The sequence below is a fragment of the Rhizobium sp. 9140 genome, assembly GCF_900067135.1.
Lineage (GTDB): Bacteria > Pseudomonadota > Alphaproteobacteria > Rhizobiales > Rhizobiaceae > Ferranicluibacter.
Window position 1 is genome coordinate 578070 of sequence record NZ_FJUR01000002.1, and the last position, 24609, is coordinate 602678.

Consider the following 24609-nt stretch of genomic DNA (forward strand, 5'->3'; position numbering starts at 1 on the left):
CACGGCGACGGGTGCACTCCCGCATCCGTCGCCCGTGCCGACAACGAACGTGCCGACAACGAGACGGTGATGATATGACCCGCAACGCCACAGCCCTGAAGCTTACCCCGGAGCTCGTCGCAAAGACGTTGCGGGTGGTCGAGGATCAGGGACCGGAGCCGAACCGGACGCCTATCTCGCCGGCGCAACTGGACGCCCTCGTTTCCCGCATCGAGGCGGAAGCGGACGGTGACATCTGGGTCTTCGCCTATGGCTCCCTGATGTGGAACCCGGGCTTTGCGGTCTCGGCCAGCGAGCCTGCCTTAGCTTACGGATGGCACCGGGCCTTCTCGTTGCGTATCGAGCGCCTGCGGGCGACGTCGGCGGCACCGGGCCTGATGCTCGCGTTAAGACAGGGCGGAAGCTGCGCCGGCCGCATTCTGAAGCTGCCGTCCGAGACGCAGCGGGCAGATCTCCGCACGCTTCTCGCTCGCGAAATTCGCTATGCCGAAGTCTCCGACATGGTGCGCTGGGTCACCGTCAGAACGTCTTCCGGCACGCGCAGGGTTCTCACCTTCTGGGCCAGTGCGCGGCAGTGTCCCCTGACGGAAAGCATCCGCCTCGAAGAAGCCGCCGTGCTCATCGCCCAGGCCTGCGGCCCCGCCGGATCCTGTGCGGAATACCTGCACCGCACTGTCTGCGATCTTGCAAAACGCAACATTCTCGACCGCAATCTCTGGCGCCTTCAGGAAATGGTTGCCGCAAGGCTGACCGCTCTTCCGGCGTGACGCGAGGGCCGCCGGAGGCGCAAGGTCTTCACATCTTCGCGATTACACGCGAAATCATATGCCGAAACGTTGGAGATATCGGTCATCTTCTTGCGTAAATGCTCGATTATTTTTACAAATCCGTCGCTTACGATGGGAGCCAAACATGGCCGCATCGCGGGGTCGAGGGCCTGCCCTCGGCTTTCCTCCGACGACAACTACAGAAAACGGCGTCGGACGGCGGGAAGACCCCGAGCAGAATGACCAGCGGGTCGGGAGGCTCGCGTTCCCTCGCGTTCCCTCCCCCCTGCGTCCCAAGGAGACGGATATGACATTGAAGACAATCACCGCGGCGTTGGCGGCAACGCTTGCCTTTTCGCCGCTTGCGGCAACGGCCGCCCATGCCGATATCACCATCGGCCTCGTCGCACCGCTGACGGGTCCGGTTGCCGCCATCGGCGCTCAGATCAAGAACGGCGCGGAAACAGCCGTCGAGGAGCTGAACAAGAAGGGCGGCGTCAATGGCGAAAAGCTCGTTCTCAAGATTGCCGACGATGCCGGCGAGCCGAAGCAGGGCGTCTCCGCTGCCAACCAGCTGATCGCCGAGGACATCCGCTTCGTGGTCGGCCCGGTCACGTCGGGCGTTTCGATCCCCGCCTCCGTCGCCTTTGCCGAGAACGGCACGCTGATGGTCACCCCCACCGCGACGTCGCCGGAACTGACCGCGCGCGGCCTCACCACCGTCTTTCGCACCTGCGGCCGGGACGACCAGCAGGCGGACGTTGCCGCGAAGTATGTCGTCGAGAACTTCAAGGGCAAGAAGATCGCGATCCTCAACGACAAGGGTCAGTACGGCAAGGGCCTTGCCGATGCCTTCAAGACCTCGCTGAACGCCGCCGGCATCACGGAGATCTTCAACGATGCGCTGACGGCCGGCGACAAGGATTTCAGTGCGCTCGTGACACGCATGAAGGCGGAAGGCGTCGAGGTTCTCTACTTCGGCGGTTACCACCCGGAAGCGGGCCTTCTGGTGCGCCAGATGAAGGATGCCGGCATGACCGTGCAGCTGATCGCCGGCGATGGCCTGTCGAACAGCGAGTTCATCGCCACCGGCGGCGATGACGCCAACGGCACCATCTATACCAATGCCGCCGACGCGCTGAAGAGCGCCGACAGCAAGGCCGCAGCCGACGCGCTGACGGCGAAGAACATTCCGGTCGAAGCCTTCACGCTCAATGCCTATGCCGCCGTCGAAGTCATCGCCGCCGGCATCACCAAAGCGGGCAGCAAGGACGATGCCGAAGCCGTCGCGCAGGCCCTGAAGGACGGGACCCCCATCAAGACCGCCATCGGCGATCTGACCTACGGCGAAACCGGCGACCTCACCTCGCAGAGCTTCTCCGTGTACAAGTGGGAAGGCGGCAAGACCGTCGCCGCCGAGTAATCGAGCCATCGCCGATCCGCTGCGGGCGCCTTCGTGGCGCCCGTTTGCGTTTGTGTCGTGCTTAAATCGATGTCGGTCGAAGGCGTTATGCCTTAAGAGACGGCAAAACGGTATTTGGAGACCATGAATTGAGCAATGACTGGAACAAGGGTGTAACGCTTGCGCTGGAAGGGCCGGGAACGTTCACCACGATCACCAACAATCAGCAGGCCTCCTGGGCGCTGATCGAAGACTGGCCGCTCGAAGACGGCGAAGCGCTGGATGCGGCGCTTCTGACGCTGGAGGCCGCAATGAAGGGCAAGAAGTCGGCGGAAGCCGCGCGGTTGTCCTTCATTGCCGCCGCCCATGAAGCCGGCATCGAGATCAAGGAATAGCGGTCGGGCCGACGTCGAACGCCTTCACAAATCGAACCGCCTGTTACCGCGCGATCTTGGCAAATCCCTTTGCGAGGATCAGGCCGGTCGGCCTGCCGGTCGGGGAGCCGCCAGCCTGCTCCAGCGTGAGCTCGTAGAGCTGGCTGTCATGCGGCTCGGGCAAGGAAGGCCCGTTCAGGCGCACAGAGCGGGCGTCATCGATCAGACCGAGCGAGACCGGGCCGCGTTCGGCCGACGGCAGGGTCCAGACCTCGATCGTCTTGCCCTCGGGAACCGTAAAGTCCGCCAGCAGCCGCACGGCGGCATTCTCGTTGCCGAAATCCTCCACGATCGCCTTCACATCGCCGGCCTCGTTGACGAGCACCGCGACGACGAGCGGTTCGACGGTGCGCATGAGGTTGAACGAAAGTGCCACGGCAAGAATGACGGCCGCGGCCATGGCCGCGAGCGCCGTCGCCCGCCAGCCGCCAGGCCTGTTGTCGTTTGCCGTCGGCTTGTGTACGGCCTCAGTCCGCGAATCCTGCGCCGGCAGCGCGGCATCGATGCGGCTCCAGAGATCGTCACCGAGAACGGTTGGCTCCGCCGTGTCGTCCAGCGGCAGAAAACGCTCCCGGCTGGCGGCGATCGCGGCCTTGAGGTCAGGATCGCGCTCGATATCGGCCTCGACCTGTCGCGCCTGCATCGCATCCAGCAAGCCCAGCACATATTCGTCGGCAATGATGCCGATATCGGTCCGGTCTTCGCTCATGTCATGCACTCCCGCAATGCGGAAAGACCGCGCCGGATCCAGGACTTCGTCGTGCCGAGTGGAATACGCAGCCGGCCGGCGATCTCGCCATGGGAATATCCGCCGATATAGGCCATGAGAATGCCGCGCCTTTTGGTGTCGTCGAGAGCACCCAGGCAATCGTGAAGCCGGGAGGTTCGATCGAGCTGGTGCCAGGCCGCCATGACGTGATCCACCTGATCGCGCTCGCGCAGGACCTCGACATCTTCGACGGTATATTCCCGCTTTCCGTCGCGCAGCAGGTTGAGGGCGCGGTTGCGAACGATGGCGTAGATCCAGCCGCGGGCAGAGCCGCGATCCGGCTGATACTGATGGGCCTGCGTCCAGATGCGGATGAAGCTTTCCTGAACCACCTCTTCGGCAAGATCACGCCGCCGCACGATACGCTCGGCAATCGTCACCAGACGGCCGGCCTCCCGATCGAAGATGGCGCGCAATGCTGTGCGATCACCCTTGGCGCAGGCGGCCAGTGCCGTCGTCAGATCGTCCGGCGCTGCGCCCATCGACATTCGAGACCTTTCATATCGCACCGCGCCTTCGGCGCGATCTTACATACTCTACCCGCCGATCGGCAAAAATGGATGCGTGCTAAAAATATTTTTCAACCTGCTGCATCCAGACGGGTCAGCTCCCGTGTCTTCAAGACAGGAAGCATCGCCGTCCACGCGCAGATGCCTTCCGAAAATGGATCAACACACGGGAGAATTTCCATGAAGACCGTTCGTTTCGCCTTGATCGCCTCCACCCTTCTCGTTGCCGGCACCAGCAGCCTTCTTGCCGCGCCCGTCCTCGGCCTCACCGGCGACAAGACCCTCGTCATGTTCGACACGGAGAAGCCCGCCGTCACAAAGAGCATGGATGTTACGGGCGTCGACAAGCTCGTCGGCATCGACTTCCGCCCCGGAAACAAGACCGTCATCGGCGTCACCCCGGAGAACGAGATCGTCTCGATCAACCTCGAGACGGGTGCTGCGACGTCGGTCGCCAAGATGGACAAGATGCTGACGATGACGGCCGCGCCCGTGGTGATCGATTTCAACCCGATGGCCGACCGTCTGCGCTTCATGACCGGCACCACCAACCACCGCGTCCACCCGGATACCGGCGCCGTCACGGTCGATGGCGCGCTCGCATACGAGGACGGCGACATGCACAAGGGCGAGACGCCCGAGATCGTCGCTGCGGCCTACACGAACTCGATCGGCAAGCCGGAGAAGACGGCGATGTACAACATCGACGCGACGATCGGCGCCCTGATCCAGCAGACGAAGCCGAATGACGGCACCTTGAAAGCCATCGGCAAGCTCGGCCTGAAGGACAAGCCGGCCACCTATGCCTTCGACATTCAGGGCATGGAAAGCGGTGGCAACGCCGCTTATCTCGCCGCCGGCAAGACGCTCTACACGGTGAACCTTGAGACCGGCGCCGCCACCGAAGTCGGTGCGATCACAGGTCTCGACAATGATCTGCGCGATATCGCGATCCTGCCGGCGATGTAATCGTCGCCAGACCTGTGCGGCCGTGCTGGTGCGCGGCCGCACCTCTGTGCCCTTGTCCGCGTCTTCGTCGTTTACAAGCTCCGGATGCGGGGACCGGCGGATTGGTTGCCCCGGACCGCGACGGACCCGCGTTCCACCAGCAGGGTCGGAAGGACCAGATGTCGCGGCGCACACGGCTCACCGCTCAGCCTTTCGATCAGCATTTTCGCGGCCGCCTCTCCCATTTCGTAGACAGGCTGGCGGACGACCGTGACCGGTGGCGTCGTCACCGCCGTCCATGCCGCGTCGTGGAAGGTGACGAGCGACAGGGCCTCCGGCATTTCGATGCCTAGCTGGCGCCCCACCTTGAAGATCTCCAGTGCGATGAGGCTGTCAGACGCGATGATGGCGCTGGGGGGCGTGCCCTCGCGCAGCAGGTCGATCGTCAACCGGCGCGTCGCCTCCGGCGTGTTGGCACCCAGCCGCACCCATCGCGGCATCTCGGCGATGCCGGCCTGCGCGCCGACCTCAAGGAACCCCTCGATGCGTTCGCGCACGGATGCCGTCAGGATGTCGCTCGTGTCGCGATAGTGGTGCGTCGGCGTATCGCAGGCCGTGACATAGGCGATCTCGCGGTGGCCACGCTCGACCAGCAGGCGCGTTACGGCTTCCGCGGCCTGCCGGTCGTCCGCCGTGACGCTGTCGACCGCCAGCGCGGCGATGGCGCGATCCAGCAGGACCAGCGGCCGGCCCGCCTGCCCGATCTCTTCGAGATGGCCGATCGCACTGTCCTGCGCCGGCGACACGATCAGGCCATCGACCCGCTTGGCCACCAAGGTCTCGATCGCCGCGCGCTCGGCCGCAACATCCTCACCGGAATTGGCAAGGACGACATTGAAGCCGCTCGCCCGGGCCGCATCCGAAATGCCCCGCACGGCCGACCCGAAAAACGGGTTCTCAATATCGCCGACGACGACGCCGATCGTTCCCGAGCGGCCGGTGGTCATGCTGCGGGCCAATTCGTTGGGCCGATAATCGAGCTCCTGCGCAGCCAGCATCACCGCATCCCGCGCCTTGTCGCTGACGGTTCCGTAGCCGCCAAGCACGCGCGCAGCGGTGGCTTTCGATACGCCTGACAGTCGCGCCACGTCTGCCACCGTTGCAGCGGTCGTTTTCGGCTGAGGTTCTTTCATGCACCAGCTTTACAAGAGATGTTGACGACGGGTCAACGCGTATATATCAATCGTAAAGCTCATAAGAGACCGGTCTCATTTTAGAAGAAACCGGTCTCAGGCATTATCATAACGAGATCGGCTCATGACATCGTGATCACGCCGGAGGGAGATCCTCTGTCCGGCAAGGCCTCATCATGTCCTGCAAAGCCGATCCGCCCCAACCCCAGAGACGGAGAACCATCATGACCCCTGCAGCTTCGCCGAAAATCTCGCTCCCCGCACGCCTGCGAACGGCAGCCCTTGCCGTGACGCTCGCTCTTTCCGGCGGCCTCGTGTTTTCGGGCAATGTGGCCACGTCGGCGCTGGCCGCCGAGAACCCCTACGGCCTGATCGACCCGCAAACCATCAGCGTCGGCACGATGGGCGACGCCAAGCCCTATACCTTCACCACGGTCGATGGCGGCTTCACCGGTTTCGATATCGAGCTGTTCCTCGATATCGCCAAGCGCATGGGCTTCACGAAGGATCAGGTCATCTTCACGGGCCAGGAATTCTCCGCTTTGATGCCATCCGTTGCCAACGGCCGGTTCGACGTTGCCGTTGCCGCCATCGGCACGACAGACAAGCGCAAGCAGACGGTCGATTTCTCGGACGGCTATCTCGCCGGTTACCTCTCCGTCGTCACGCCGGAGGCCGCGATCACCGATGCAGCCTCCCTCAAGGGCAAGCGCCTCGGCGTGGTGCAGGGAACCTTGCAGGAGATCTATGCGGAAAAGACGTTCACCGGCACCGATCTCGTCAAGTTCCCGGACAATAATTCCGCGATTTCGGGCCTCAACAACGGCACCGTCGATGCGCATTTCCTCGATTACGAGGCCGCGAAGGACTACACGACACGCTATCCCGCGCTGAAGGTCGCCATCAATATCCCGAGCTTCGACGCGCCGGCCGGCTTCGTCATCCGCAAGGGCAACGACGCCCTGCGGACAGCGTTCAACAAGGCTCTCCATGAGGCCATGCAGGACGGCACCTGGAAGACGCTCTATGAGAAGTGGTTCCCCGGCTCGCCGATGCCGGATGCCTACCTCCCCAAGAAGTGACGCCACCGAGCATGTCCGGCCGAAGCGGAATCGCTTCGGCTTCGGACAATGCGGCAAGACACGTGACGAGAGCCGGGCGCATGTCGCGGCCGGGTATTCGTCCGCTGCCGCCCGGCATCGCCTGTGCCGGCGGCCGCTGGAGACACTTTGAAGGAAGACCGCATGAACTGGTTCGATAATATCAGCCGGAGCTTCTTCGACTGGAACGCGATGGCCGAAGTTCTGCCGGCGATGATCACGGTCGGGCTCAAGAATACCCTCATTCTCGCCTTCGCCTCCACGGTTTTCGGCGTCGTCATCGGCATGATCCTCGCCATCATGGGCATATCCCGCTCTGCATGGCTGCGCATTCCCGCCCGGCTCTACACCGATATCTTCCGGGGACTTCCCGCCATCGTCACCATCCTGCTGATCGGCCAGGGTTTTGCACGGATCGGGCGGGACCTCTTCGGCCCCTCGCCCTATCCGCTCGGCATTCTCGCGCTCAGCCTCATCGCCGGCGCCTATATCGGCGAGATCTTCCGCTCGGGCATCCAGAGCGTGGATCGCGGGCAGATGGAAGCGTCGCGGGCGCTCAGCATGAGCTATTCCCAAGGCATGCGGATCATCGTCGTGCCGCAGGGCGTGCGCCGGGTGCTGCCGGCACTGGTCAACCAGTTCATCGGCAATGTGAAGGATTCGAGCCTCGTCTACTTCCTCGGCCTTCTCGCCTCCGAGCGCGAAATCTTCCGCGTGGGGCAGGATCAGGCCGTGGTCACGGGCAACCTTTCTCCGCTGCTTCTGGCCGGCGTCTTCTATCTGGTCATCACCGTGCCTCTGACGCATGTGGTCAACACCATCGACACGCGCCTGCGGATCGGCAAGCAGAAGACGATCACCGTCACGAGCGGCCTGGAGGAAGTCTCCGAACTCGACCGCGCGCAACAGACCAAGGACACCAGCGCCGCCTTCAAGGGCGGCAGCCTCGAGGTGCGCGACCTGACCATGGCCTATGGCGAGCTCGACGTGCTGAAGGGCGTCGATCTCACCGTCAAGCCGGGCAGCGTGACCTGCATCATCGGCCCGTCCGGCTCCGGCAAGTCGACGCTGCTGCGTTGCCTCAACCGCCTTGTCGAGCCGAAAGGCGGAACGCTGCTTCTGGATGGCGACAGCATTCTCGCGATGAAGCCGGAAAAGCTGCGCCGGCGCGTCGGCATGGTGTTCCAGCACTTCAACCTCTTTCCAGATCACACCGCGCTCGACAACGTCATGCTGTCGCTCACGAAGATCAAGCACATGCCGCGCGATCAGGCCGAGCGGATCGCCATGGCCCGGCTTGCCGATGTCGGCCTTGCCAGCCGCCAGCATCACCGCCCCGGCGGACTGTCCGGCGGCCAGCAGCAGCGCGTCGCCATCGCCCGGGCGCTGGCCATGGAGCCGGAGGTGATCCTGTTCGATGAGGTCACGAGCGCGCTGGATCCCGAACTGGTCAAGGGCGTCCTGAACCTGATGGCAGACCTCGGGGGACGCGGCATGACCATGGTCGTCGTCACCCACGAAATGGGCTTTGCCCGGCGGGTGGCCGATCAGGTCGTGTTCATGGACGAGGGCCGGGTGGTGGAAGCCGGCACGCCGGCGCAGATCTTCGACGATCCGCAAAGCCCGCGCCTGCGCCGCTTCCTCGCCGAAGTGCTGTGACACGCCCCTTTTAATTCTGCCGCCCGGCAGCCTGACGTCCGCTCTCCTTTTATCGTCAACACCGAAAGACCTCCCATGCCCGACAACACCATCTCTTCCGCCGTCATCATCGGTGCCGGCATCTTCGGCGTCTCGACAGCCGTGCAGCTTCTGCGGCGCGGCGTTTCCGTCACCCTCGTGAATGACGGCCCGGTCGCCAACGGCGCTTCCGGCCGCTCCCTGTCCTGGCTGAACTCCGCCCGCATGCGCTCCAACCCCTATCATCTGCTGCGCATGGCCGGCATCGACCGATACAGGACGCTGGCGAGCCGCATCGGCCCTGTCGACTGGCTCCACTTCGATGGCGGACTGACCTGGGACGCCGATGACGAGACCAACGAGATCGCCGCGGCCTATGCCCATGAAGTGTCGCTTGCCTACGACGCGCAGCATCTGGCGCCCGGCGACGTTGCCACGGTGACGCCCGGCGTCGATGCCTCCGCCATCACCGGCAATGCGGCGATCTTCAATCCCGGCGAAGGCTGGGTCGATCTGCCATCGCTCATTGCATTGCTGCTCGCCGATTTCACCGCTCTCGGCGGCACGCTCGTCACCACCGAGGGCAGCGCCAGCGTCATCGTCGAGAACGACCGCGCGACGGGCGTGCAAACGAAAGCCGGCATGCGGCATATGGCGGATGCCGTGCTGATCGCCACCGGCCCTGCCGTGCCGGCCATGGCTGCCGACCTCGGCGCGACGATCCTCGATGGCACCCCCATCGCCCTTCTGGTCACGACGAAGCCGCTCGACCATCCGCTGAAGGCCGTGCTCAACACGCCTCGCGTCGCCGTGCGTCCCGCACCGGGCGGCGCCTTCGTTATCGATGCGGACTGGGCCGCAGACGAGGTCGTCTCGCATGCGGACGGCTCCTACGCGGTGAAAGACGCGACGATATCGGGCCTTCTGGCCGAGGCGTCCAGCGTCCTTGCCGGCCATCCCAGGCTGGAACTCGCCTCCTTTGCCGCCGGGCGCAAGCCTATCCCGCACGATGGCGATCCGGTGCTGGGCATGCTGCCGAACCTCCCGGGCTGCCACGTCGCCTTCAGCCACAGCGGCGCGACGCTCGGCCTCATCGTCGGCGAACTCACCGCCTATGAAATGGCAACCGGCCAGCGCCACCCGCTGCTCGAAACCTTCCGGCCGGAGCGCTTCGGCGCCTGATACGGCTCCGGTCGATCAGCCGGAAACCCATATGAGACGGCCCGCGTCCGCCGGGAGGCCGGGATTAGACGGACGGGCTGAACCCGTCCGGGCCGGCGTCCCGGAAGCTGTCGAAGACGGCGGCGATCAGGCGGACGAAGGGGCGGCCCTTGTCCGTCATGGCGATGACGTTGGAGCTCATCTGGATCAGACCCTGCGCGGCATAGGGTCGCAGCAGCGCGAGTTCGTCCGCATAGCGCGCAGCCGAGCCGAGATCGACGCGGAACGCGCACATCAGGGCCTCGATGATGTCGGCACGCGCGCAATCCTCGTCGGCAAAAGCGTGACCGCGTGCGGCCGGCAGGCGTCCGTCGGCAATGGCGCGCTTGTAGGGGGCAATACCGGTCACCGACTGGACATAGCCTTGCGAGAAGCGGCTGATAGACGAGCAGCCGAAGCCGAGCAGCGTCTGCCTGTCGTCATCGGTATAGCCTTGAAAATTCCGGTGAAGGCGCTTCTCGCCTGCCGCGATGGCGAGGCTGTCGTCGGGACGGGCGAAATGATCGATACCGATCGGCACATAGCCCGCGTCCAGAAACACCTGCGCGACGACGCCGGCCTGGCGCAACCGCGCCTCGGGGTCGGGCAGGCTCGCGGCGTCGATCAGCCTTTGATTGCCGCGCCGCGCCGGCATATGGGCATAGCCGTAAACGGCGATGCGGTCGGGCCGGAGCGCCGAGACGGCGTGGCAGGTCGCGCGCAGGCTCTCTTCCGTCTGGTGCGGCAGGCCGTAGATCAGGTCGAAATTGATCGAGCCGATGCCGGCGTTTCTCAGATGGCGGACGGCTGCGGCAACCGTCTCTCCGGGCTGCACCCGGCCGATGGCCGCCTGCACATCGGGATCGAGATCCTGCACTCCGAGGCTGGCGCGGTTGACCCCGAGCCGGGCGAGCCCCTCCACGAAGGTCTCGTCGATGACGCGGGGATCGAGCTCGATCGCATGTTCGTGGCCGGGTTCGAGATCGAAATGCGTTTTCAGTACGTCGATCACCGAAGAGAGCCCGGCAAGCTCGAGGATCGACGGCGTTCCGCCGCCCCAGGCGATGCGGGCGATCTTCCGCCGCGCGGGAAGATGCGTAGCGACGAGCGCGATCTCGGCCTCCAGCGCCCGCCGATAATCCTCGACCGGCTGCTCCTTGCGGACCGCCTTTGCGTGGCAGCCGCAATAATAGCAGATCTCCCGGCAATAGGGCACGTGCAGATAGACCGACACTGCCTCCTCCTCTTCCGGCAATTGCCGCAGCCAGGACGCCTGCTCGGCGGGGCCGACCGCCGGGGTGAAGTCGGCCGCGGTCGGGTAGGAGGTGTAGCGTGGCACCTGTACGCGGGCGAGGCGCCCAAGCAGATCCGTGCTCATGCAGCCGGATCTCCGCGTGTTTGATGATCGGGCGCGGGAGGCGCCGCCGGGAGCGCCGACAGGCGCCGGTCCTCCCGCATCTCGAACCACATGGCGTTGAGGATGGCGAAGACGCAGGCAAGGCCGACGCCGAGAACCCAGGAAAAATACCACATGCGACAGCGTCCTTTCAGTCAGCGGGTCAGTAGGCGTTGGGGTTTCGACCGATGGAGGTCGCGTTCACGGGGCCGCGCATGACGCGGTAGACCCAGGCGGTGTAGGCGAGAACCAGCGGCAGGAAGACCACGGTTGCCAGAAGCATGATGAACAGGGTGAGGTGGCTGGAGGATGCATCCCAGACCGTGAGGCTGACGGCGGGATCGAGCGAGGACGGCAGCAGGAACGGGAAGAGCGAGAGCCCCGCCGTGGAGATGATGCCGAAGATGGCGAGGCCGGAACCGATGAGCGCCATTTTGAAGTGGCGCAGCGACAGGCAGAGAAGCGTGACGAGCGGCGCGACGAGGCCGAGAGCGGGTGCGGCGAGCATCCAGCCATGGGCGTGGTAGTTGCGCAGCCAGGCGCCGCTTTGCGTCACCACGGTCTTTGCCAGCGGATCGGAAGGGCCGGCCATGTCCTGAAGACTGGTGACGACATAGCCGTCCATGCCGAGCGCCACCCAGAGGCCGGCGAGCGCGAAGAGAGCGGTGGTGGCGATGGCGGCGATGCCGCCGTAGATGCGGGCGCGTGTCGCCACCGGTTCGCTGCATCGCATGGCCGTGACCACCGCGCCGTGCGTGACGAGCATGGACAGGCTGACGAGGCCGGAGAGCAGCGCGAAGGGGCGCAGCAGGCCGAAGACATTGCCGGTGTAATGCGGGCGCAGCGTTGCATCGAGACCGAAGGGAACGCCGAGCAGCACGTTGCCGACGGCGACGCCGAAGATCAGCACCGGCACGAAGCCGCCGATGAAGAGCGCCCAGTCCCAGGTGCTGCGCCAGCGCGGATCCTCGATCTTGCCGCGAAACTTGAAGGCGACCGGCCGGAGGATGAGCGCGAGAAGGATCGCGATCATCGCAAGGTAGAAGCCCGAGAAGGACACGGCGTAGAGCGCCGGCCAGGCGGCGAAGATCGCGCCGCCGCCGAGCACCAGCCAGACCTGGTTGCCTTCCCAGGTCGGCCCGATGAGGTTGATCATCACGCGCCGCTCCGCATCTGTGCGCGCGGCAAACGGCAGGAGCACGCCGACGCCGAGGTCGTAGCCGTCGGTGAGGGCAAAGCCGATGAGGAGGATGCCGAGCAGCAGCCACCAGACGATCCTGAGCGTCTCATAGTCGAGAGGTATGTGGGTCATGTCTTTGACTTTCGAGAAAGGAGAGGTCAGCGATCGGGCACGGCGGCCGCACCCTGCGGGATGGCAGGCGAACCGCCGATGCCGTCGATCAGCACGTTACGAGCGCTCGGTCCCGCCTTGATTACCTTCAGCATCAGCATGACCATGATGACGGCGAGCGTCGTGTAGACGGTGAGGAAGAAGCCGAGGCTGATGGCGAGATCGACGAGGGTCAGGCCGGATGCGGCGTAGAAGGTCGGCAGCACGCCTTCCACCACCCAGGGCTGGCGGCCGTATTCCGCCACGAGCCAGCCGAGTTCGATGGCGACCCAGGGCAGCGGCAGGCTGAACAGCGCGATCCAGAGCAGCGTGCGGCTGTCGCCGAGCCTGTGGCGCGAGGCGAGGTAGAAGGCAGTGCCGAAGAAGACGATGAGATAGAGACCGACCGCCACCATCAGGCGGAAGCTCCAGAAGAGGACCGGCACATCCGGCACGGTGTCCCAGGCGGCCTTTTCGATCTCTTCCGGCGTCGCGTTCGGCACATCGTCGCGGTAGCGCTTGAGAAGCAGGGCATAGCCGAGATCGTGCCAGCTATCGGCAAAGGTCTGGCGGGCCGCCATGTCGGCGCGGTCGGCGCGGATGCGGTCGAGCGCGGCATAGGCCGTCATGCCGTTGCGGATACGCTCGCCCGCCCTTTCCACGAGCGGCAGGATGCCGGGGACCTCGGTCGAGAGCGAGCGGGTGGTGATGAGGCCGAGCACGTAAGGCACCTTCACCTCGTAGGTGTTCTGGCGCACGCCCGGTATGGCGAAGAGGTTGAGGCCGGCGGGCGCGGCTTCGGTCTCCCACATGCCTTCCATCGCCGCGATCTTCATCTTCTGGTGTTCGGTCGCGACATAGCCGCTCTCGTCGCCCAGCACGACGACGGAAAGGGCGGAGGCGAGACCGAAGCTCGCGGCAACGGCCATCGACCGCTTGGCAAGCTCGATATGGCGCCCCGAAAGCAGGAACCAGGCACTGATCGCCATGACGAACATGGCGCCCGTGACATAGCCCGCGCTAACCGTGTGGACGAACTTCGCCTGCGCCACCGGATTGAAGATGACCGATGCGAAATCGGTGATCTCCATGCGCATCGTGTCGGGATTGAACGTGGAGCCGACGGGGTTCTGCATCCAGCCATTGGCGATGAGGATCCACAGCGCGGAGAAGTTCGCGCCGAGCGCAACGAGCCAGGTGACGGCGAGATGCCCGACCTTCGACAGCCGGTCCCAGCCGAAGAAGAAGATGCCGATGAAGGTCGCCTCCAGGAAGAAGGCCATCAGCCCCTCGATGGCGAGCGGCGCACCGAAGATATCGCCGACATAATGGCTGTAATAGCTCCAGTTCATGCCGAACTGGAACTCCATGACGATGCCGGTGGCGACGCCCATGGCGAAATTGATGCCGAACAGCGTACCCCAGAACAGCGTCATGCGCCGCCAGATCTCTCGTCCCGTCATCACGTAGACGCTTTCCATGATGGCCATCAGGAAGGACAGCCCCAGGGTCAGGGGAACGAAAAGGAAGTGATACATCGCCGTCGCCGCAAATTGCAGTCGCGACAGGTCGACGACCGTGAAGTCGATCATGGCTCTACCCGCCTGTTCTCAGAAAGACCGGTCGAACTGCCGGCTCGAAACGATCTCTAGCGCCGGGTTCGCAACGCCGCCTTGATTTGAATCAATGCGGCCTCGCATTTCGGCCGGATAGAAAAGGAGGAACAGGAAGCGGTGAGCGGATATGACGAAGACAGTGGAACATCCAGCGGACCCGGCGCCAGCATCAGCGTCGCAGCGGGCGCAGCTTGCCGGCCTGCGCCGTCATGGCGGCATCGCGCTCGCCACCGCCATCGCCCTGCCGCTGGCCGCCGGGCTCGTGCTCGTCGGGCAGGCCTTCCTCCTGTCGCGCATTTTGGGCGACGCCATCTCCGGTGGGCGACCGCTTGATGATCTCGCCCCCGATATCGCCGCCTTTGCCGCGCTTCTTCTCCTGCGGATCGCGCTGGTGTTTCTCGGCGAATGCGCCGCCGCCAGAGCTTCCGAGCGCATCAAGCGTCGGCTCCGCAACGCGCTGACCGCCCGCCTGATCGAAAAGCAACCGGACTGGGTGCACGCCCGCCCCTCCGGCGCGCTCGCCGGCGCGATCGTCGATCAGGTCGAGGCGCTCGACGGCTTTTTCTCGCGCTTCCTGCCCGCCACCATCCAGGCCGGCCTGCTACCCCTCCTCTTCGCCGCCGCCGTCCTGCCGTTCGACGGGGTGGTCTGTCTTCTTTTCCTGCTGACCGTGCCGATGATCCCGCTGTTCATGGCGCTGGTCGGCTGGGGTGCGCAGGCGGCGAGCGATGCGCAGGCGGATGCGCTCTCGCGGCTTTCGGGCCTCTTTGCCGATCGGTTGCGCGGCCTGCAGACGCTGATGCTGTTCGGCCGCATGGAGGCGGAGGCCGAAGCGATGCGGAGCGCCACGGACGAGCTGCGCCGGCGAACCCTGCGCGTGCTGCGCATCGCGTTCCTGTCATCCGCCGTGCTGGAATTCTTCGCCGCCCTCGGCGTTGCCGGCGTGGCGCTCTATGTCGGGCTCACATTTCTCGACATGGTGGACGTGCGGTTCACGAGCCTGTCGCTTCAGGCCGGCCTCTTCTGCCTGATCATGGCGCCGGACGTGTACCAGCCGTTGCGACAGCTTGCGACGCATTATCACGATCGCGCCCACGCCAGGGCCGCATTGGCCGAGATCACCCGCCAGTTCGAGGAGATCCCGCCCGACGTCATGCCTGTTGCAGCGACCGGCGCGCCGGCATCCTTTACGGGACGTCCGGGGCCGCTCGGCATCACCGTCCGCGGCCTCTCCCTCCAGACCCCGGACGGCCAGACCCCGGACGGCCAGACCCCGAACCGCCGGACCACACTGCTGCTTCCGACGGATCTGGTCATCCCCGCCGGCCGGCACGTCGCCCTTCTCGGCACGAGCGGCATCGGCAAATCGACGCTGCTGAACGCGCTGGCAAGGCTTCGTCCTTTCGAAGGCTCGCTCCACTTCGGCGAAGACCGGCTGGAGGATATTCCAGAGGCGGACCTCAGGCGAAAGCTTGCCATCGTCGGCCAGCGGCCGCGCCTCTTCCACGGCACGATTGCCGACAATATCCGCCTTGGTTGCCGCAATGCCGACGATGCGGCGGTGCGTCATGCGGCCGATATCGCCTGCGTCACCGCCTTCAGCGACCGCCTGCCCGCCGGTCTTCAGACCCCCGTCGGCGAGAACGGTCTCGGGCTCTCCGGCGGCGAGGCGCAGCGCGTGGCGCTTGCCCGACTCTATCTCACAGACCCCTCCATCATCCTTCTCGACGAGCCGACGGCCCATCTCGATCCCGACATGCAAGCGCGCGTGCTCGATGGCATCCTCGCTTTTGCCGCCGGCCGCACGCTCGTCGTCGCCACCCATGCCGCAGCCGTGGCCGACCGCATGGACATGGTCCTCACCATCCGCGATGCACGCCTGACGACCGCCGCCTGCCGCCCTGCCCTTCTCGTCCGGGATCACGCCGCATGAACGCTCTTCTCTCGTTTCGCCCCCTCTTTGCCCGGCATCGCGGCGGTTTCCTCACGGCCCTGCTCCTGTCGCTTCTGACGCTGACGGCCGGCATCGTGCTTCTCGGCCTTTCCGGCTGGTTCCTCACGGCCGCTTTCCTGACGACAGCCGCCATGAGCTTCAACCTGTTCGGACCCTCTGCGGCCGTGCGCGGCCTGTCGCTCCTGCGCATCCTGTCGCGCTACGGGGAGAAGCTTTCCGGGCACGATGCAACGCTGCGGGTGCTGGCCGACATCCGCAACTGGCTCTTTCGCCGCGTCGGCCTCGCCGCCGCCGCCCCCCACCTTGCTCTGCGGCGAGGCGATACGGTCTCGCGCCTGACAGCGGATGTCGACACGCTCGACAGCATCTTCATCGTTGCGGCGGGGCCGCTTGCGACCGGCATCGTGGTCGCCCTTGGCATGTCAGCGGTCCTGCTGGTTCTGCTGCCCGCCGCCGGCGCGGTCTATGCCGTGGCGATGACATTAGCGCTTCTCGTCGTTCCCGGCATCCTGTCCGCCCTCACCCGCCGCACGGGGGGATCGATCGTCCGCCTCTCCGCCGATCTCAGGATCGCCGCGTTCGACCTCATCGACGGACATGCGGATCTGATTGCGTTCGGTGCGACGGATGCCATGCGCGCAAGGTCCGGCGCGATCGCCGCAGACCTTGCAACCGCGCGGGAGCACCTCGCCCGCACCGCGGCTATGGCTACGTCCGCCATCGCTCTTCTCGCGGGCGTCGCGATCATCGCCGTTCTCGCCTTCGGCCTCGCAGCGATCGAGGCTCGGGCCTTGAGCGGCCCTCTCCTCGTCGGCCTGCTGCTGGCAACGCTCGGAAGCTTCGAGGCGACCGCCGCCGTCGTCCGGCAGGTCGCGAAGTTCGGCAATGCGCTGGCGGCAGCCGAACGCCTGAAGGCGCTTGCCGACCTGCCGGCACCGGTCACGGATCCGCAGAACCCGCTCCCGCTCGGCCTTGGCGCATCGCTCGTGCTGGAAAACGTCACCTTCGGTCACGATGCCGCCCGCCCGGTGCTGACATCGCTCGATCTCGCTGTCGAAGCCGGTTCCCGCATCGCGATCCACGGCCCGAGCGGCGGCGGCAAGTCCACACTTGCCTCACTTCTCCTGCGACTGCGCGACCCGGATGCCGGACGCATCCGCGTAGGCGGTGTCGATCTGCGCGATGTTTCGCAAGCCGCGCTTCACAGGCGGATCGCCCTTCTCGAGCAGGATGCGCCCGTCTTCATCGGCACGATCCGCGACAATCTTCGGATCGCGCTGGACGATGCCGACGATGCCGCGTGCTGGGCAGTGCTTGCAAAGGCGCGGCTGGAAAGCACGGTGCGCGCCATGCCGATGGGGCTTGCGACACCGCACAGTGAAGCCGGGCTGACGCTATCGGCCGGTCAGGCACGGCGTCTGTGCCTTGCCCGCACGCTTCTCTCGGGCGCCGGCATTCTGGTGCTGGACGAACCGACGAGCGGTCTCGACCGCGCGACCGAGCTTGCCTTTCTCGACGACCTCGGCAAGGCGACGGCCGGCCGCACGGTGATCCTCATCACCCATGCCACCCTGCCCTCAGGCGTCGTCGATCGCGTGTTTCATCTGCGCGACGGTCGGCTCGACGATCCGTGCAGCTCGATCCCGGCCACGGCCTGAAGTGCCGCCATATCCGCCACCTCGACCCGTTGCGGCTCGGGAAGGTGGATCAGGCCCTGATTGCGCAGCTTGGTGAAGGAACGGCTGACCGTCTCGATCGTCAGACCGAGATAATCCGCGATATCGGTGCGCGACATGGGAAGCGCCAGCGGATGGGCCGAAAGCTTGCGCTCGGATGCGCGCTGCGACAGCGTGACGAGGAAGGTCGCGAGCTTCTCCACCGGCGCGAGACGCCCGAGAACCATCTGGTTGTCCAACGCCTGACGGAGCGCCGAGCGCGTCATTGCATGCAGCCGGTCCTTGAGCAGCGGGAACCGCTCCATCAGCGCATCCATGTCGCGCACCGGGAACGAGCAGAGGCGAACATCGCCGATGGCTTCGGCCGTTGCCGAATGAAGGTCCTCGTCGGCAAGGCCGAGATAATCGCCGGGCATCAGGAAACCCGTGATCTGCCGTCGTCCATCCGGCAGGGCGATGGACAGGCGCAACATGCCTGCCGTCAGGCTGAAGACCCGCGTCAGCGCGTCGCCCTCGCTCACCAGCATCTCGTCATGGGAAAGATGACGCGAGGTCATGATGCGCTCGAGCGCTTCCACCTCGTCATCCGCCAGCGCCGCGCAGACGGCCATGGTGCGAACGTCGCAGGCGATGCACGCACCGCACGCCGTCGTTAATCGCAGTGCCGATGTCACCGTCAGCATGACGTTACCCCGTGATCCGGCGGAATTGCCGAGCCGGTGTATATCATCAAGGAACCGGCCATTCTATCCAGCTTGGAACTGCCGGTCCGGGTCCGGATACGCTTACAGCGTAGCTTGCGGCCTTATACGGCGTCGATCGCCTTGAGCCACACCGTCACGGCAACAGCGCCGGCGTCGGGGTGTCCGAGCGCGCGATCTCCCAGATAGCTGGAGCCAGCGTTTCCACAGCGGCTACCGACGGCAGGACGCGCGACCTGTTTACCGCGCCGCCACGCGGCCAGGCCACGGCATCCGTCGGAGCGTCAATGGCAGCAAGGCTTTCGTCGTCGACATGGAGCACCGAGAGGGAAAAGCCCGGCATGTCGAGCGCCGAGAGAAACGTGCCGGCCCAGGCCCGCTCGACCGTTATGTCTCTCTCCTCCAGCCACCGGATGGCGGCGCGTGCAACGATGGAAAGCTCCATGGGCGGGGTCGAGCCGAGCCCGTTGACCAGAAGCGCGATACGATCACCGATCTTGAGCCTGCCGTCTGCCTCAATGGCTTCGAGCACGATGGAGGCGAGCCTATCGGCGGGCGCGATCCGCATTCGGTGCACACCCTGTTCGCCATGTATGCCAAGACCGACCTCGATCTCGCCATCCCCCAGCACGAAACCGGGTTTCCCGACCGAAGGTAGCGTGCAGGAGCCGAGCGAGACGCCCATGGACGACAGATTGCCGGCCGCTGCGCGCGCGATACGGGCGACATCCGCCAGTGGCAGCCCCTGCTCGCCGGCGGCGCCTGCGAGCTTATGGACGAGGACGGTGCCGGCAATGCCACGGCGGCGCTCGCCGGGAACGGTCTCCCTCAGAGCGACATCGTCGGCCACAACAATGATTTCGACCGGTATGCCCTCGGCGCGGGCCAGTTCGGCGGCCAGACCGAAATTCAGACGGTCGCCTGTGTAGTTCTTGGCGATGACCACGGCGCCGGCGGGACCGGCAGAGGCGCGAATACCGGCGAGGACGGCGTCCGTGCTTGGGACGTGAATACATCGCCGGCGACCGCCGCCGTCAGCATGCCCGCGCCGACATAGCCGGCATGGGCCGGCTCATGACCGCTGCCGTCCCCGGAGAGGACCGCGACCTTCCGGTTCGAAGCCTCGTGGAGACTCGACCGGATGACCACGTTTTCCTCGGCGAGGAGAACGGTCGCCGGGCTGAGAGCGACAACGCCTTCCAGCATCTCCCTGACGACGTCGGACGGGTCATTGATCAGCTTCTTCATGTCGGTTCCTCGGTTCGTTTATGTCGTGGAGCGCTCGGCGCGGATGCTACCGGGCTGGACCACGAAGCCGGAACGGCATGTGGCAAGATACAGTCACAACCTCATTCGCTTATACCGAGCGGCCGATCATGGTCAGTGCATTCCGGATGGCTGCACCCGAGGCCGTATTGTCGAACACACACCAGCTGTCGGCTGCGAGCAAGCGGCGGAATCGATCGATCTCCGGATCTTCATAGGTGGAATAGTAGATTTTGGGTGCCCCGTGGAGCCGGACGTAGACCGGTGGCATTGGGAACGTATCGGCGGGCCAGACCGGCGCCGGGTCCGCAAGGACACGATCGACAGCGTGACGTTCCAGCAGGGACAGAACTTCCGGGGACTGCCAGCTCTTGTGGCGCGTCTCGATGACGATCTGCCTCTTGAACCTTTGACGCAGCGCGAAAAGAGCGGGCTCCACGACGACAGGGTCGTAGACAAGGCTTGGCGGCAGCTGGCAGAGGAGCGGTCCGATCTTGTCGGCAAGCGGCTCGATCTCCTCCAGGAAGTCATCGAACAACGGCCCTATGTCGATCAGCCGTTGCTCGTGGGTGATGGCCTTGGGAAGCTTCAGCGCAAAACGGAAGTCGTCCGGCACGCTATCCGCCCAGCGGACATAGGTGGACGCCCTGTGCGGCTTGTAGAACGTCGAATTGACCTCGACGCCCTTGAACACAGAGGCATAGCGGGTCAATCCGGAACCTTCGGCCGCAAAATGCTCGGCAACGCCCCTCGGGATCGACCAGGCTGCAGTCGCGATCACTGGCATGGCCTTATCACGCGCCGCGAGACAAGATCCGGCTAACAGCTCGTCATATCGCGGGCACCTGCCTCCCGAAATGCGGCCTGCGCCTTGTCGATATCGTCAAGGGAGAGATCGACGGAGACCTGAAGCTGACCAACCAGCGCCGCATCCGGTCGAACGCCGTCCCCTTCGCGGTTCTCGACATCTCCCCCCGACGGCTTCGTGCCTGCGGTGTTCTCCGACCCTTTTGCCTCGACGAACACATCCGACCGATCGATGCCATATTGCTGAACGAGGTGCTCGATGGCGAGGTCGGCAGCCTCGCGCGTGTCGAAGGTGGCGGTAAGGGTTTTCACATTGTCGCTGGACATGCATCGTCTCCTGTTGCGTCACGGGAAACGGAATGGTGCTGCTGTGGTTCCGAGGGTAGATCCGCGAAGGTGCTAAAAGCCGGGCGCCGGCCTGCGAGCGCAAGCGCTGGTCGGAGCGGTTTTCCGCAAGCCATGACTGAAACCGTTCGGCGGGGACACGAAGCGTCTGCGCCCGTCTTGGCAGAACGCCGTCCGTCAGTCACCGAAACGCTGGCGGAGGAACGTCAGCGCCTCCTCTGCCTCTTCCGCCGAGATCGTATGGCCGACACCGGGGAATATGCGTGATGTCACGGTAAAGCCTGCCGCCTTGAGCTGGCTTGCGGCAGCAACGGACGCTGCCGGTGGTATCGTCCGGTCGTTTCCGCCATGCATGAGGTAGACAGCGGTATCCGTTCCGGAGCGGTTGACCGGCGGGAATGGCATGAACCCTGCAAAGGTGACGAGTGCGCCGACCTTCCAGCGCCCGGTGGCAACGGCATCGAGCGCCATGATAGCGCCCTGCGACACGCCGACAAACGCCACCTTGTCGAGGTCGTTCTCAAATCCCGCCTTGTCGATGATGCCGCCGACAAGCGTATCGAAGGCGCTGCGGGCAGCCATGATACGGTCGGGCCGCATGACCTGATCATCGACCGCGAACCATTGGTACCCCTGGGATCTGTTGGGAAAAGGCGCGTTGGGCGCGACAAACCGTGTGTCCGGCAGGCGGGCCTTCCAGGCGTTTCCGATCTGCGCCATGACTCGCCCCGAGCCTCTTATGCCGTGCAGGAAGATGACGAGATGGCGCGATGTTGCAGTGGAACGGCGTGCAGCGCCGGCTTCCGGCATAGTCTTGCTGACGAAGATGCTCATGGGAGAGGATGTCTTCCCGACAGTGGACCATATCAAAGGCTCGCTGGTGGACGGTAACACCTCCGCTCCCGCATGGAGCGCCATGAGAGCGAACCACATCGTAACGATGCATGGAAAGGACCATGAGGGGAGAGTATTGAAGCGCGCCATAGGTGACCTTGGTTTCGTCCATCACCGGAATCTCGGGGGCAACAAAACGTTCCACTTTTTTGCGACGTCCGTGATCGGTTTTGGGCGCCTCCCGTTTTGTCTTGCATGGCTGCGAAATAATACCCCACCGACAACGGTCCGATGCATGATCCGAACGACGTCATAGCTGCAAACTCAAACATGGCTCCATGTTTTATTAGGCAACCCTTTCAGTACTGAAACGTACGGAAGTGCCGGAACATTCGGTATGGGTAAGTGTTTCCTATTCGAGACCTGAAACATGGTCTGGAATAGAGGACCCACACATGAAGAAGCTTTTTTTGGCTACGGCTATTCTTGCCGTTTCTGCATTCGGCGTGAACGCCCAGACAACACCGGCACCATCGGCAAATGGTGACACGCCAGCCGTTGCGACACCGGATTCGGGCAATGCGACGGCGCCCGTCGAAGGCGCGAACTCGTTCACCGAAGCCCAGGCGAAGGAGCGCATCGAGGCAGCAGGTTATACGGAACTCGATGGTCTGATGCTCGACGACAAGGGGATCTGGCAGGCCAAGGCCATGAAGGACGGGAAATCGGCAGCGGTCTCCATGGACTATCAGGGCAACATCGTTTCGAAATAATAAGCGCTCTTGCGCTGGAAAGTATGATCATGAAGACCGTTACAGGACTGTTCGACGACTATAGCGATGCAAGCGCTGCCGTAAGCGCTCTGGAAGCACGCGGTATCCATTCCGACAACATCAGCATCGTGTCCAACAATGCGGACGGCCGCTACAAGGATGGCGACCATGACAGCAACGCTGCCGAAGGTGCCGGAACCGGCGCCGGGATCGGTGCCGTTGTCGGTGGTGCGGGCGGGCTCTTGACGGGCCTCGGCATCATGGCGATCCCGGGCGTAGGCCCGGTCGTCGCGGCCGGATGGCTCGCGGCTACCGCCCTCGGTGCGGTTGCCGGTGCTGCCGCCGGTGGCGCGACAGGTGGGTTGATAGGCGCTCTCACATCGTCGGGTGTGGATGAAGACCATGCGCATGTCTATGCCGAGGGTGTTCGTCGCGGCGGCACGCTCGTGACCGCCAAGGTTGATGACCACATGCAGTCGGAAGCCGAAGCGATCCTCCAAAAGTCGAACTGGGTCGATCCCGTCGAGCGACGCAATGCCTATACCCAGCAGGGCTGGACGAAGTTCGACGACACCGCTGCACCTTATGGAGCGACCGAAGTCGAAGAAGAGCGCGCACGCTATCCGCGTCGCACGCTGTAACGATCGGCGACAGAGGATATGCAAAGGGCCGGAGCAATCCGGCCCTTTCGCTGTGCGGACCAAAGATATATCCGTCGGTGGAAGAGCGACAGGCCGGTGCGGCGTTGCGTATTGTCGTCAGAACGCCTTGCGTTCGACCAGATCGCTCTCTATTTCATCCCTATACAAAAAAGCTCAAGGCTTATGCTCGCTTTGCGACGCCATGGCCTGTGCGCATCGTTCTCAAAGGACATTTCATGACCAATATCGAAAAACCGTACGAGCCCGTTTCATTTGCCAAAAAGCACCGGATTTCCGTGGAAGACGCCACCGCCATCCTGAAGCAGGCTGACGGCAACAAGAAACTCGCAGACAAAGAAGGCCGCCGGGTCGCAGTCTGAGCGGATATTGGCGCGTCGTTCTGCCGGTCTATACGCCGGCGATGGGTCGCATTTGCGATAACGGCCTACGCCGCGTTCGGTGAAAAGCGCAAGCGCGCTTTCTACTGCGATACCGACATGTAGCGGCTGAGAATTTCCGAAATGTCGGTATCTTCCTCGCGGTCATCGACCTTCGCCCGGTCTTCAACGGCGTGAAGATGATGGTCCATGATCCTGCAGGCAGCGGCCTGATCCTGATTCTTCAGGGCTTCGATCAGCTGAACATGCTCGTCGATCCCGCATTCGGCCGAGTGTGGGCGGCCGAAGCGTGCAAGGATCAAGGACGAGCGAGAGACGACCTGCGTCACGAATTCGATCAGAAGCTTCGAATTCGTCAATTCTGCCAGCAGAATATGAAATTCTCCAGCCAGGCGGATCGACCGCGGCAGGGACGCCCGCAACGCGCGTTCTTCCTCGCGAACATGCGAGACAAGCGTGTCGATGCCGTCTTTCGGCATGCGTTTGCACAGCCGGTCAACCACTTCTCTTTCCAGGCAACGCCGTAGAGAAAACACCTCCACAGCTTCCTCCAGCGTCGGCATGGCCACCGACGCGCCGCGGTTCGGCTTGATGTCGACCAATCCGTCCGCTGAAAGACGCAAAAGCGCATTGCGCGCACTTGTCCGGCTGACGCCGAACGTGTCGCCGATGGAATCCTCCGGCAATTTGACGCCGGGTTTCAGCGCCTGCTCGAGGATAGCGCGGCGCAGGGACGCATAGATCGCGTCGCTGCGGCTTTGCTGAGTGGACATTGATTGCCTCCGCAGAATTCAGGCCGTTGGTTCGGCTGTGGTTATAAACCAGTCTTTGCATTTTTTCTTGTGCTATTTTCGTATTCAAAAATATCTTGCG

General features: G+C 64.3%; 24 protein-coding genes and 1 pseudogene. 12 read left to right on the forward strand and 13 right to left on the reverse strand.

All coding sequences use genetic code 11. The features are described 5' to 3' along the window. The first annotated feature begins 74 nt into the window (after positions 1-74). The 3 genes from GA0004734_RS19990 (at position 75) to GA0004734_RS20000 (ending at position 2564) form a co-directional block, all read left to right on the forward strand. Complete coding sequence (locus GA0004734_RS19990; protein WP_092937293.1) at positions 75-767, forward strand: gamma-glutamylcyclotransferase; 693 nt, start codon at positions 75-77, stop codon at positions 765-767. A gap of 307 nt (positions 768-1074) precedes the next feature. Continuing rightward, positions 1075-2190 (forward strand): branched-chain amino acid ABC transporter substrate-binding protein, encoded by a 1116-nt coding sequence (locus GA0004734_RS19995; RefSeq protein ID WP_092937295.1) that lies wholly within the window; start codon positions 1075-1077, stop codon positions 2188-2190. 128 nt (positions 2191-2318) lie between these two features. Then, positions 2319-2564, forward strand: a complete 246-nt coding sequence (locus tag GA0004734_RS20000) for a DUF982 domain-containing protein (RefSeq protein WP_092937298.1) — start codon at positions 2319-2321, stop codon at positions 2562-2564. A gap of 43 nt (positions 2565-2607) precedes the next feature. Here GA0004734_RS20000 and GA0004734_RS20005 read toward each other — a convergent pair whose 3' ends face one another. Together GA0004734_RS20005 and GA0004734_RS20010 are read right to left on the reverse strand one after the other, a co-directional pair. Next, positions 2608-3312: an anti-sigma factor gene (locus GA0004734_RS20005; protein ID WP_092937300.1), complete on the reverse strand. Its 705-nt coding sequence runs from the start codon at positions 3310-3312 to the stop codon at positions 2608-2610. Beyond that, positions 3309-3854: a sigma-70 family RNA polymerase sigma factor gene (locus GA0004734_RS20010; protein WP_092938208.1), complete on the reverse strand. Its 546-nt coding sequence runs from the start codon at positions 3852-3854 to the stop codon at positions 3309-3311. The genes GA0004734_RS20005 and GA0004734_RS20010 overlap by 4 nt, the downstream gene beginning before the upstream one ends. Positions 3855-4061: 207 nt before the next feature. Between GA0004734_RS20010 and GA0004734_RS20015 the strand changes: the two genes are divergently transcribed. Further along, on the forward strand, positions 4062-4850 hold the full coding sequence (locus GA0004734_RS20015) for a DUF4394 domain-containing protein (RefSeq protein WP_092937302.1): 789 nt from the start codon (positions 4062-4064) through the stop codon (positions 4848-4850). A gap of 71 nt (positions 4851-4921) precedes the next feature. Here GA0004734_RS20015 and GA0004734_RS20020 read toward each other — a convergent pair whose 3' ends face one another. Then, positions 4922-6022, reverse strand: a complete 1101-nt coding sequence (locus GA0004734_RS20020; protein WP_092937304.1) for a LacI family DNA-binding transcriptional regulator — start codon at positions 6020-6022, stop codon at positions 4922-4924. Positions 6023-6246: 224 nt separating this feature from the next. Here GA0004734_RS20020 and GA0004734_RS20025 point away from each other — a divergent pair, with 224 nt between their 5' ends. The 3 genes from GA0004734_RS20025 to GA0004734_RS20035 all read left to right on the forward strand — a co-directional run bounded on the left by GA0004734_RS20025 (position 6247) and on the right by GA0004734_RS20035 (position 9981). Next, positions 6247-7104 carry an ABC transporter substrate-binding protein gene (locus GA0004734_RS20025; RefSeq protein WP_092937306.1) on the forward strand — a complete coding sequence of 286 codons (858 nt, stop codon included), beginning with the start codon at positions 6247-6249 and terminating at the stop codon, positions 7102-7104. 162 nt (positions 7105-7266) lie between these two features. Next, positions 7267-8781, forward strand: a complete 1515-nt coding sequence (locus GA0004734_RS26720; RefSeq protein WP_092937308.1) for an amino acid ABC transporter permease/ATP-binding protein — start codon at positions 7267-7269, stop codon at positions 8779-8781. A gap of 75 nt (positions 8782-8856) precedes the next feature. Further along, positions 8857-9981 carry an NAD(P)/FAD-dependent oxidoreductase gene (locus GA0004734_RS20035; protein ID WP_092937310.1) on the forward strand — a complete coding sequence of 375 codons (1125 nt, stop codon included), beginning with the start codon at positions 8857-8859 and terminating at the stop codon, positions 9979-9981. Between the two features lie 64 nt (positions 9982-10045). Here the strand turns inward: GA0004734_RS20035 and hemN are convergent, their stop codons facing one another. The 4 genes from hemN to GA0004734_RS20055 are packed head-to-tail and all read right to left on the reverse strand — an operon-like array spanning position 10046 to position 14317. After that, entirely contained in the window at positions 10046-11377 is a 1332-nt protein-coding gene (gene hemN, locus GA0004734_RS20040) for an oxygen-independent coproporphyrinogen III oxidase (RefSeq protein WP_092937312.1), read from the reverse strand. Then, positions 11374-11532: a cytochrome bd-I oxidase subunit CydX gene (gene cydX, locus GA0004734_RS20045; RefSeq protein ID WP_092937314.1), complete on the reverse strand. Its 159-nt coding sequence runs from the start codon at positions 11530-11532 to the stop codon at positions 11374-11376. The genes hemN and cydX overlap by 4 nt, the downstream gene beginning before the upstream one ends. Before the next feature lie 26 nt (positions 11533-11558). Then, positions 11559-12707 (reverse strand): cytochrome d ubiquinol oxidase subunit II, encoded by a 1149-nt coding sequence (gene cydB, locus GA0004734_RS20050; RefSeq protein ID WP_092937316.1) that lies wholly within the window; start codon positions 12705-12707, stop codon positions 11559-11561. A 26-nt stretch (positions 12708-12733) separates the two neighbouring features. Beyond that, complete coding sequence (locus tag GA0004734_RS20055; protein ID WP_092937318.1) at positions 12734-14317, reverse strand: cytochrome ubiquinol oxidase subunit I; 1584 nt, start codon at positions 14315-14317, stop codon at positions 12734-12736. A 151-nt stretch (positions 14318-14468) separates the two neighbouring features. On the opposite strand from GA0004734_RS20055, the gene cydD reads away from it, so the two are divergent. Next, positions 14469-16274, forward strand: a complete 1806-nt coding sequence (cydD, locus tag GA0004734_RS20060; RefSeq protein ID WP_092937320.1) for a thiol reductant ABC exporter subunit CydD — start codon at positions 14469-14471, stop codon at positions 16272-16274. Further along, positions 16271-17953, forward strand: a complete 1683-nt coding sequence (gene cydC, locus GA0004734_RS20065) for a thiol reductant ABC exporter subunit CydC (RefSeq protein WP_092937322.1) — start codon at positions 16271-16273, stop codon at positions 17951-17953. Before cydD ends, cydC begins: the two co-directional genes overlap by 4 nt. On the opposite strand, the gene GA0004734_RS20070 is transcribed toward cydC, so the two are convergent. The 5 genes and pseudogenes from GA0004734_RS20070 to GA0004734_RS20095 form a co-directional block, all read right to left on the reverse strand. Continuing rightward, positions 17896-18654 (reverse strand): Crp/Fnr family transcriptional regulator, encoded by a 759-nt coding sequence (locus GA0004734_RS20070; protein ID WP_245292556.1) that lies wholly within the window; start codon positions 18652-18654, stop codon positions 17896-17898. The two genes, cydC and GA0004734_RS20070, sit on opposite strands and share 58 nt — an antisense overlap. A 258-nt stretch (positions 18655-18912) precedes the next feature. Continuing rightward, positions 18913-19920: pseudogene (locus GA0004734_RS20080) on the reverse strand (dihydroxyacetone kinase subunit DhaK). 109 nt (positions 19921-20029) lie between these two features. Further along, a complete protein-coding gene (locus GA0004734_RS20085; RefSeq protein WP_092937324.1) occupies positions 20030-20725 on the reverse strand; it encodes a DUF72 domain-containing protein in 696 nt (231 codons plus the stop codon). Positions 20726-20757: 32 nt separating this feature from the next. Next, on the reverse strand, positions 20758-21072 hold the full coding sequence (locus tag GA0004734_RS20090; RefSeq protein WP_092937326.1) for a hypothetical protein: 315 nt from the start codon (positions 21070-21072) through the stop codon (positions 20758-20760). A 195-nt stretch (positions 21073-21267) separates the two neighbouring features. Continuing rightward, positions 21268-21924 (reverse strand): alpha/beta hydrolase, encoded by a 657-nt coding sequence (locus tag GA0004734_RS20095; RefSeq protein ID WP_245292557.1) that lies wholly within the window; start codon positions 21922-21924, stop codon positions 21268-21270. Positions 21925-22379: 455 nt separating this feature from the next. On the opposite strand from GA0004734_RS20095, the gene GA0004734_RS20100 reads away from it, so the two are divergent. From GA0004734_RS20100 to GA0004734_RS26115, 3 genes are all read left to right on the forward strand, one after another. Further along, positions 22380-22697 (forward strand): hypothetical protein, encoded by a 318-nt coding sequence (locus tag GA0004734_RS20100; RefSeq protein ID WP_092937328.1) that lies wholly within the window; start codon positions 22380-22382, stop codon positions 22695-22697. Positions 22698-22726: 29 nt separating this feature from the next. Continuing rightward, positions 22727-23338 (forward strand): general stress protein, encoded by a 612-nt coding sequence (locus GA0004734_RS20105; protein WP_092938214.1) that lies wholly within the window; start codon positions 22727-22729, stop codon positions 23336-23338. Positions 23339-23574: 236 nt separating this feature from the next. Continuing rightward, positions 23575-23718: a hypothetical protein gene (locus tag GA0004734_RS26115; RefSeq protein WP_165916977.1), complete on the forward strand. Its 144-nt coding sequence runs from the start codon at positions 23575-23577 to the stop codon at positions 23716-23718. A gap of 101 nt (positions 23719-23819) precedes the next feature. Here the strand turns inward: GA0004734_RS26115 and GA0004734_RS20115 are convergent, their stop codons facing one another. Continuing rightward, positions 23820-24509, reverse strand: a complete 690-nt coding sequence (locus tag GA0004734_RS20115; protein ID WP_092937329.1) for a GntR family transcriptional regulator — start codon at positions 24507-24509, stop codon at positions 23820-23822. Positions 24510-24609 lie beyond the last annotated feature (100 nt).